Origin of the sequence: Atribacter sp., from assembly GCF_035418125.1 — a bacterium.
GTDB classification, from domain to species: domain Bacteria; phylum Atribacterota; class Atribacteria; order Atribacterales; family Atribacteraceae; genus Atribacter; species Atribacter allofermentans.
Genome location: NZ_DAOLQM010000073.1, coordinates 1 through 8,681 on the forward strand (window position 1 = coordinate 1; position 8,681 = coordinate 8,681).

Sequence of the window (8,681 nt, forward strand, 5' to 3'; positions counted from 1 at the left end):
AATCAATGAAATAACATCACTGGGTCAGGTCTTGATTCTTGAATTTTAATCTCATTAATCCGCTCTGGGATTTGATGGATCAAACTTTTTCAACAGATGATATAAAGCTTTGGAAGTATGCATATTAGTAGTAACGAGTGGAAAAACAGTGATGAGTCTAAATATAGCGATTTATAAATTAAATTTCGAATAAAAATTATCGAGAATTATGATATCAAATGATGAAAACCTAATATTTATTCGGCATGCCATGGTATACAGCTACATGAATCGGGTTCAATAAAGGCTGAGGGGGGCGAGGGGGAGAGGGCGAGAAAAGTAAAAAAACTGAAAAAGATGAGATCCTCACGCGGGGAAGCACCGCTCAGGATGACGTCTGAAGCGTTGGATGAGATACTAATGGCTTCTGAATACGAAGCCTCAGGATGACAACGGTAGCGTCAGATGAGATTGCCACGTCGCCCAACCAAAGATCGGTTGAGCTTCTCGCAATGACGGATTTAGATAGGTATTTTCATACTCACCTAGTGTTGTAAAACAGCATGAGGATCTATAATGAATAGTTGGATATAATAAAAAATGGTTTCTTACTACTCGTTGATATATTTTTTTAAGACTGGGGGATGTTGAGTGTTTCTTGATATCTGGTTAAAAGGCTTGAATCTTCAATTGGGCTGGTATATTTTCTTTTTCTCTCTTCTTTTTTTGGGGATATTAATTGGTTTCTTTTTTCAGAAACTCAATAAACTGTTTTATGTCATTTCTACTTTTTTGTTCTTTCTCATAGGAGGACGATTGTTGCTCTTAAGTACGAATCCGATTCGATGGGCTAGGAATGCTGTTGATCATTTGTTTTTTAATCCCAAATCAATTATTTTTTGGTTGGCTATCGTTCTTTCTTTGGTTATTTCTTTCATGGTGATTTCTTCTAAAAAGGGTGAATTTATTGGGAGGTTTTTTGCCGGTTTTGTTGTAACTATAAATGTATTTTATCTCCTCATCTGGTTGTCGGATTGGGTCGAAATAATTCGTTTTTTACGTTACTTTAGTTTTATCGGGATTTTGTTGATTTCAATTATAATGGGAATACTTTGCATAAATTGGAAAGGTCTGCTCAGAGCGTTGAGTTCTTTGCTGGGAAGTTCGCTGTTGATTATTGCTTTTTGTGAAGTGTTGAAAAGACTGGGTGAAAGTGATACTTTTTTTGGGCAAAGTTCGTTTGTTCTTTTTATTTTTTTAGTTGGCGCAGTGTTGATGGATGCAGTTCAATCGAGAACTTAAGGGAAATTTCTTTTTTTTAAAAGATAGACCCCTCATGCCACTTGTGTGGCATCAGATGAGGATGAAGGTGAAAACACAAGATTCGACATGCCATGACAGGTCGCTACAATAATTAAAGAATGGGCAACATACATTGTGCCCCTAAAATTTTATATTCTTTGGTAGGGGCTTGATTTTTCTATCCCGTTGATGAGTTTACCAGAAGGAATTAAATAAGAAAGCTGAGGAATGTTTATTCAATGGATTTTTCTTCGCATCAACTTGAATCAATGAATCAATCTTTGATTCATAAATCAAAATATTTCCAAATCGACTACGAAACAGAATTAAATGAAGAGCAGCATAAGGTCGTATTTGCTGATGAAGGTCCTCTGTTGGTTATTGCCGGTGCAGGAAGCGGAAAAACCCGCACCATAACTTATCGGGTTGCTCGTCTCATTGAGCAAGGTGTCAATCCCGAGAATATTTTATTGGCTACTTTTACCAATAAAGCTGCTCGAGAAATGTTGCACCGAGTAGAGTGTTTATTGGGCCTTTCAATAAACCGAATGTGGGGAGGGACTTTTCATCATATCGGGAATCTAATTCTAAGGCGAGAAGCAAAAAAAGTTGGTTTTGACTTTAATTACACCATATTAGATCGGGAAGACCAAAAAGATTTAGTAGAAACCTGTATTCTTCAGTCGGGGGTTGATACCAAAGCTCGCCGTTTTCCTAAAGCCGATGTCGTTATGCAAGTCATCAACCTCTGCAGAAATACGCTGGTATCGATCGAGGACATTATTGATAAAAATTACCCCCAATTTAGAGAATGGACGGGAAACATTAGTCATATTTTTGCTCTTTACCAAAACCGAAAAAGAGAATTGAACTGCATGGATTTTGATGATTTATTGAGTTATGTCTGGGAACTATTTCAAAAGGATGAAGCAACCCGACGAAAATATGCTCAAATGTTTCATCATGTGCTGGTAGACGAATACCAGGATACCAACCTTATTCAGGCAGAAATTGTAGATTTTTTTGCCAGTGAGTATCGGAATGTCTTAGCAGTCGGGGATGACTCACAGAGTATTTACTCCTTTCGAGGAGCTAATTTTGCCAATATCATGGATTTTCCCAAGAAGTATCCAGATTGTGTCCTCTTTAAATTGGAAACCAACTATCGGAGCGTTCCACCTATCCTGGAATTGGCAAACCAAGTGATTGCAAAAAACACTCGACAATATAAGAAAACCCTGCAAGCGGTTAGAAAGTCTGGCGAAAAGCCTGTTGTTGTTCCAGCAAGGAACACCTCACAACAAAGTGAATTTGTCGCCACCCAAATCTTAACGATTCGGGATAATGGATATTCCCTTCGCGATATAGCGATTTTATACCGAGCCCATTATCAAAGCATGGAACTCCAAATGGAGCTCACTCGTCGGGGAATTCCTTTTGAGGTTCGCTCCGGATTACGGTTTTTTGAACAGGCACATATTAAGGATATAGTTGCTTACTTAAAAGTGATAGCCAATCCCCGGGATGAAATTGCCTGGAAACGAGTTTTGAAAATATATCCCGGAATTGGGAAAGCGACCAGTGAAAAAATATGGGAATTTTTTAGAGAATCGGTTGATCCTTTGGGTTTGATTCAGAAAAGAGAACTTCCTGAAAATATTTCGCGAGGAGCCCGGGAGGGGTTATTGACGTTAGAAGAATTACTCTCCCAGTTAGAAGAAATTGACTTCCAACCTGGTACCATGATTCAAAAAATTATCCAGGGAAGCTACAATGAATATTTAACCACCCATTATCCTGATTATCGAGAGCGGCTTCAAGATATTGAGGAATTAGCTAACTTTGCTTCTCAATATAAGTCTCTGGATGATTTTTTAAGTGAACTGGCACTTTTAGGTGACATGGAAGCTGAAAATATTGTTGATGGTGGACTTCCTGATGAAAAAGTAACCCTATCATCAGTTCATCAAGCCAAGGGTTTGGAATGGCCGGTGGTGTTTGTTATTTGGCTCTGTGAGGGAGGTTTCCCTTCAGGGAGAAGTATTGAAAAAGAAGAGGATATCGAAGAAGAGCGAAGATTATTTTATGTAGCCTGTACCCGAGCCAAGGACTATCTTTTTCTTTGCTATCCAATCGTGGCTGAAGGAAATCGGGCTCAAACCTCATTTATACGCAAACCTTCACGCTTTCTTAAAGAAATAGACTCTCGTTCTTATACCAAATGGCTGCTCGATCGTTCAGGAAATCAATGGTAGGAAAGTTTTCTTAGAAAAATGATTTCCAAAAAAGTTGGAAATAACCAGAGATTTTGCATTTGGTTTTTGTCTATGGAGAGGAGGAAAATTCTTTGGTCTCTTGGGATAAAAAAGAAAAAATGACCATTGGCGAATTATTAAAGCTGAACGATTTGGTTAGTGGGTATGAACTGGGAAGGGATAATATGTTCACCCAATATATCGAGATTGAAGACGAAGTCGACTTAAAGATTAAGAAAAGATTTGGTATGAAAACGCTGAATAAGAAAAATTATCGAAAATATTAAAACAGTAATAAGTAAATGGAGAATAGGTCTTCATGCCATTAATGTAACAGCAGATGATGATGAAAACCCAAGATTCGACATGCCATGGCAGGTCGCTACATTAATTAAAGAATGGGCACAATACATTGTGCCCCTACATTTTATATTCTTTGGTAGGGGCTTGATTTATCATACCCCTCTTTTATTGTTCCAAACCCTTTAATGAAAAAATCATGGAAGCAGGCGAATCTGATTGCTCACAAAGAAGGATTATTCTTTTAATTTTATAGTCGGATCTCTCGATTATGCGTTTTTTAGCTTGGGTACAGCGGTGGCATCCATAACTACATTGCTTCCTTTGTTTGCCAGGAATCTTGGTGCAACCAATGTCGAAATCGGCTTAATACCTGCTCTTTATTATTTGGGACTTTCGATTCCTTCGCTTTTTAATGGTTTGTACTCTTCTCGAATCGATCGAAAACTGACCTTTATTTTAAAATTTACCCTGATGGAAAGGCTTCCCTATTTGGGAATTGCCCTGATTGCCTTTTTTTTAGTTGGCATAAACACAAGCTTCTCACTCACTCTTTTTTTTCTATTGTTGGCTGTTTCTTTTTGTGCCATGGGTATCATTACTCCAGTTTGGATGGAAATGGTTGGCAAGGTGATTGATCCTTTGCGAAAAGGAGCTTTTTTTGCCGTTGGGAATGGAGTTGGAGCTTTAATGGGAATTTGGGGTTCCCGTTTAGCCGAAAAATTTATTGTTAAATACCCATTTGCCAAAAATTTTGGGTATTGTTTTTTAGTTACTATAGGTGCCATGTTGATATCTTACATATTTTTGGCACTCACCAGGGAAGAAAAAGAAAAACTACTTAAAACTCCATCTCACTATATAAAATCACTTTTTAATATACTTAAAAAGGATCGAAATTTCAGAGGTTTTTCTGTGGCGAGGATTTTTTTAGCCATGGGAGTCATGGGTGGATCTTTTTATACCGTCCATGCCCTGGAAAACCTTCATGTTACAGGAGCTATAGTTGCCAGATATAATGCGGTTTTTTTAGCTTCCCAGGCTTTGAGTAATTTTATTTGGGGACCATTGGGTGACCGGAAAGGCCACAAATTCGTTCTTCTTTTAGGGTGTATTTCTTTGCTGGCAAGCAATTTGGTGGCGATTACCGTGAAGAGTTCCACTGGTTTCTTTTTGGCTTTTGCCCTTTTTGGTATTTACTGGAGTGCAATTTGGGTGGGCGGGATCGCCATTATTATTGATTTTGGTAGCAAAGAACTCAAGAGTATGTATATCGGGCTGGGTTATTTTATTTCTACCTTCCCGTCTTTTTTTACCCCAATTATTGGTGGAAAAATTGCTGATTTCTACGGTTATCAAAAGGTTTTCTGGATTTCTTTGATCATTAACCTTATTGCTTTTGTTCTCTTGCTGGGGATTAAAGAACCCCGAGTTTTTAAAGAATCTGAATTGGATTGAACCTTCAAAGGTTTTCGTTTCTATAGAAAGAATTGACGATAATTTTGTTTTTCCATTTCCCAGTCCGAAAGTATCCGTAAGCCAGTAAAAATCCGGCTATAGGACCAATAGCAAAACCTATCCAGACCCCATTGATTCCTAATAAATGATTCATTGAAAGAATTTTTGCTACCGGGATTCGGATGACCCACAAGGAGAGAAGAGTGTTGATCATCGTCTGCATAGTATCCCCGGCTCCTCGAAGAAAACCATTATAAGCAAACATTGCTGAAAAGGGGATGTAAGTAAAAGCGATTATTCTCAGGTAGGAGACACCGATTCGAATAACCTCAGAATCAGTGGTGAAAATTCTCAACAAGGTATCGGCGAAAAGATAGACAAATATCGAAATAGGTATCGCAAAAAGAACTGAAATAGTAGCTCCCCAGCGTGCCACTTCTTTGGCTCGGGTAATATCTCTTGCTCCCAAATTTTGACCAGCCATTGATGAGATAGCCAAACTGAAAGTCATTGCCGGAAGAAAAGAAAAATTATCAGTTCTTCCAGCTGCGCCATAAGCAGCGACAACTTTATCGCCAAAGCCATTTACAAAAGCAGTCAGCACTAAGAAGCCAAGAGACACAAAGGTCTGTTGAGCTCCAGCAGGTAAACCGATTTTAAGCATAACTTTGATGAGTTCAATTTTTGGGGAAAGAAAATCCCGAGTAAAATGGAAAAGATTCATCCGATAAATATAAAAAATACCGAGGAGACCGGAGAAAGCCTGAGCAATAATGGTTGCTAAGGATGCGCCGGCAACTCCCATCTTAGGAAAAGGCGGGATTCCAATGATAAGAAATGGATCGAGTATGATATTAATAATGGTTGAATAAACCAGAAGAAGGAGAGGGGTTTTTGAATCACCTAAACCTCTTAATATTCCTCCAATGGTGTTGTAAAGAAAAACAAAAATTAATCCCCAAAAATATATATAGAGATAGGATGAAGCCAAAGGCAAGATGGTTTCTGGAGTTTGGATGATCTCTAATATGTCCTGGTGGAAAATAAGACCGATTACGGTCAGAATGGCACCAATGAGAGTGAAAAGCGTCAACGAAGTTCCAATGGTATTTTTCAGTTCAAGGTGTTTTTTTGCTCCTAAATATTGGGCAACCATAATATTGACAGCCATACCTAAACCAAGTACAAAGGCAATAATGACAAAAGCGACTGGATTACTTACTGAAACGGCACCTAATGCTTCAGGACCAAGAAAGCGTCCCACCCAAATGCTGTCAACAGTTGTATAAAGGGTTTGGAGAATATTTCCTAAGAGCATAGGGATTGAGAAGGTAATTAATTGTTTAGGGATATTCCCGGTGGTGAAATCAGTTTGATGACCTACTTTCATGAATAACCTCACTATCTGATGTAAAAGATACCTCATTTATTAATATTATGATGGGTATTGAGCCTATTTATTCTAATCGAGATTAAGTTGAAAAACCAGTGGAGTTTGGATATACTGCATTCAAAATTATTGGAATGAAAGAGATGAAAAGGGCAAATTTGTATATGTGTTTAAATGTTTTTTTAGAATTTGTTTTATTAAATCGTTTACAACCAAAAAAGTTGAGATTGACATAACCACTCTCATTATAGGGAAGAAAAAGTTAGATTCGGAGGACAAAAATGAACTCGAATAGTTTTTACATAACAACACCGATCTATTACGTCAATGATGTGCCTCATATTGGACATGCTTATACAACCTGTGCTGCTGATATTTTAGCTCGATATCATCGATTGTTAGGAGAAAAAGTCTTTTTCGTTACTGGAACCGACGAGCACGGGCAAAAAATTGAAAAAGCAGCAGCCGCACAAAATATTACCCCTCAAGCCTTGGTTGATCGAGTCATCCTCCGTTTTCAAGAGCTGTGGAAAAAGATGGAAATCTCCAATGATGATTTTATTCGAACCACTGAATCACGGCATTTAGAAACAGTAAAAGAATTATTTCTCACTCTTCAAAAAAAGGGAGATGTCTATAAGGGAGAGTATGAAGGTTGGTATTGTATTCCCTGCGAAACCTTTTGGCCAGAAAATCAGCTGGATGACCGTCTAGTTTGTCCTGATTGTGGACGTCCTCTTGAAAAGGTTCGCGAGGAGAGCTACTTTTTTGCTCTTTCGCGGTACGAAAAGCCACTTTTAGATTATTTTGAATCACACCCTGACTTTGTGATGCCGGAATCCCGTTATAATGAGATCGTTAGTTTTATTAAGAGTGGGTTAAAAGATCAGAGCATATCCCGGCTTGGTTTGAATTGGGGAATTCCCGTTCCTGGGGACGAAAAGCATGCCTTATATGTTTGGTTTGATGCTCTTATTAATTACTTAACTGTTGTTAGCTATGGCAGGAATTCCGAAAAATTTGATCTTTTTTGGCCGTCAGTCCATCATTTGGTAGGAAAGGATATTCTTCGTTTTCATTCGGTACTCTGGCCAGGGATGTTGTTAGCGGCAGGATTATCTTTACCAAAAAGAATATTTGCCCATGGCTGGTGGACTGTAGATGGCGAAAAGATGTCTAAATCTCGTGGAAATGTAGTCGATCCTCATCTTATGATTGAAAAATACGGGCTTGACCGCTTTCGTTATTTTATTATGAGGGAAGTTAGCTTTGGTCTCGATGGAGATTTTTCTGAAAAGAGTTTGGTGGAAAGAACCAACTCTGATTTATCCGATAATTTTGGAAATCTCGTTCACCGAACCTTGAATATGGCCTGGAAATACTTTAACGGAAAAGTTCCTAAGCCCGATGATTCAACTGAACCAGAATGGAAAGAGCTCATGAAAGAAGTGTTAAAAAATCTGGCGTATTATATGGATAAGTTTGCTTTTGCCCAAGCTTTGGAGAGTATTTGGAAATTGGTTCATTATTGCAACCGCTATATCGAGAAAAAAGCACCTTGGGTTCTAAATAAAGATCAAGACAAAAGAAAAGAGTTAAATCAAGTCATGTATTTATTATTGGATAGTTGCCGGATATTGGCTCTCATGACTTATCCCTTTATACCTTCAACAGCTGTCCAATTGTGGGATCAGTTAGGCTTTAAAATTCCTCTCACTTCGATGATTTTAGACCAAGAGGTGATTTGGAATCAGAATCCAAGTCTTTTTGAATTGGAAAAACCGATTCCACTTTTCCCGAGGATTTTATAAGAAATTCAAAAAATGTGATATCAGTGTAATTGAATGATAAAATTTTTACCGATCATCGTCCATTCATCACTCATCACGAATTTTGCATTGGATATTATTTTTCGAGAATTAAACCAAGAAAGAAGGAGGAATCAATATGCCTCTCCCAGAAATAAACTTAGAGGACTTTCAAAAGATTGATCTACG

The 8,681-nt window shown here is 38.0% G+C and carries 6 protein-coding genes; 5 read left to right on the forward strand and 1 reads right to left on the reverse strand.

Annotated elements, in window-relative coordinates:
- Nucleotides 1-630: 630 nt before the first annotated feature.
- The 4 genes from PLK24_RS05345 to PLK24_RS05360 all read left to right on the forward strand — a co-directional run bounded on the left by PLK24_RS05345 (nucleotide 631) and on the right by PLK24_RS05360 (nucleotide 5,294).
- Nucleotides 631-1,281, forward strand: coding sequence for a hypothetical protein (locus PLK24_RS05345; protein ID WP_324477011.1), 651 nt, complete (start codon nucleotides 631-633; stop codon nucleotides 1,279-1,281).
- 239 nt (nucleotides 1,282-1,520) lie between these two features.
- A complete protein-coding gene (locus PLK24_RS05350) occupies nucleotides 1,521-3,536 on the forward strand; it encodes an ATP-dependent helicase (protein WP_324477013.1) in 2,016 nt (671 codons plus the stop codon).
- Between the two features lie 92 nt (nucleotides 3,537-3,628).
- Nucleotides 3,629-3,823 (forward strand): hypothetical protein, encoded by a 195-nt coding sequence (locus tag PLK24_RS05355; RefSeq protein WP_324477015.1) that lies wholly within the window; start codon nucleotides 3,629-3,631, stop codon nucleotides 3,821-3,823.
- A 232-nt stretch (nucleotides 3,824-4,055) separates the two neighbouring features.
- Nucleotides 4,056-5,294: an MFS transporter gene (locus tag PLK24_RS05360; RefSeq protein WP_324477017.1), complete on the forward strand. Its 1,239-nt coding sequence runs from the start codon at nucleotides 4,056-4,058 to the stop codon at nucleotides 5,292-5,294.
- Between the two features lie 4 nt (nucleotides 5,295-5,298).
- Here the strand turns inward: PLK24_RS05360 and PLK24_RS05365 are convergent, their stop codons facing one another.
- The gene (locus tag PLK24_RS05365) at nucleotides 5,299-6,684 is read right to left on the reverse strand and encodes an MATE family efflux transporter (RefSeq protein WP_324477019.1); all 1,386 of its coding nucleotides are present in this window, start codon (nucleotides 6,682-6,684) and stop codon (nucleotides 5,299-5,301) included.
- A 281-nt stretch (nucleotides 6,685-6,965) separates the two neighbouring features.
- Here PLK24_RS05365 and metG point away from each other — a divergent pair, with 281 nt between their 5' ends.
- The gene (metG, locus tag PLK24_RS05370; RefSeq protein WP_324477021.1) at nucleotides 6,966-8,495 is read left to right on the forward strand and encodes a methionine--tRNA ligase; all 1,530 of its coding nucleotides are present in this window, start codon (nucleotides 6,966-6,968) and stop codon (nucleotides 8,493-8,495) included.
- Nucleotides 8,496-8,681: the final 186 nt, after the last annotated feature.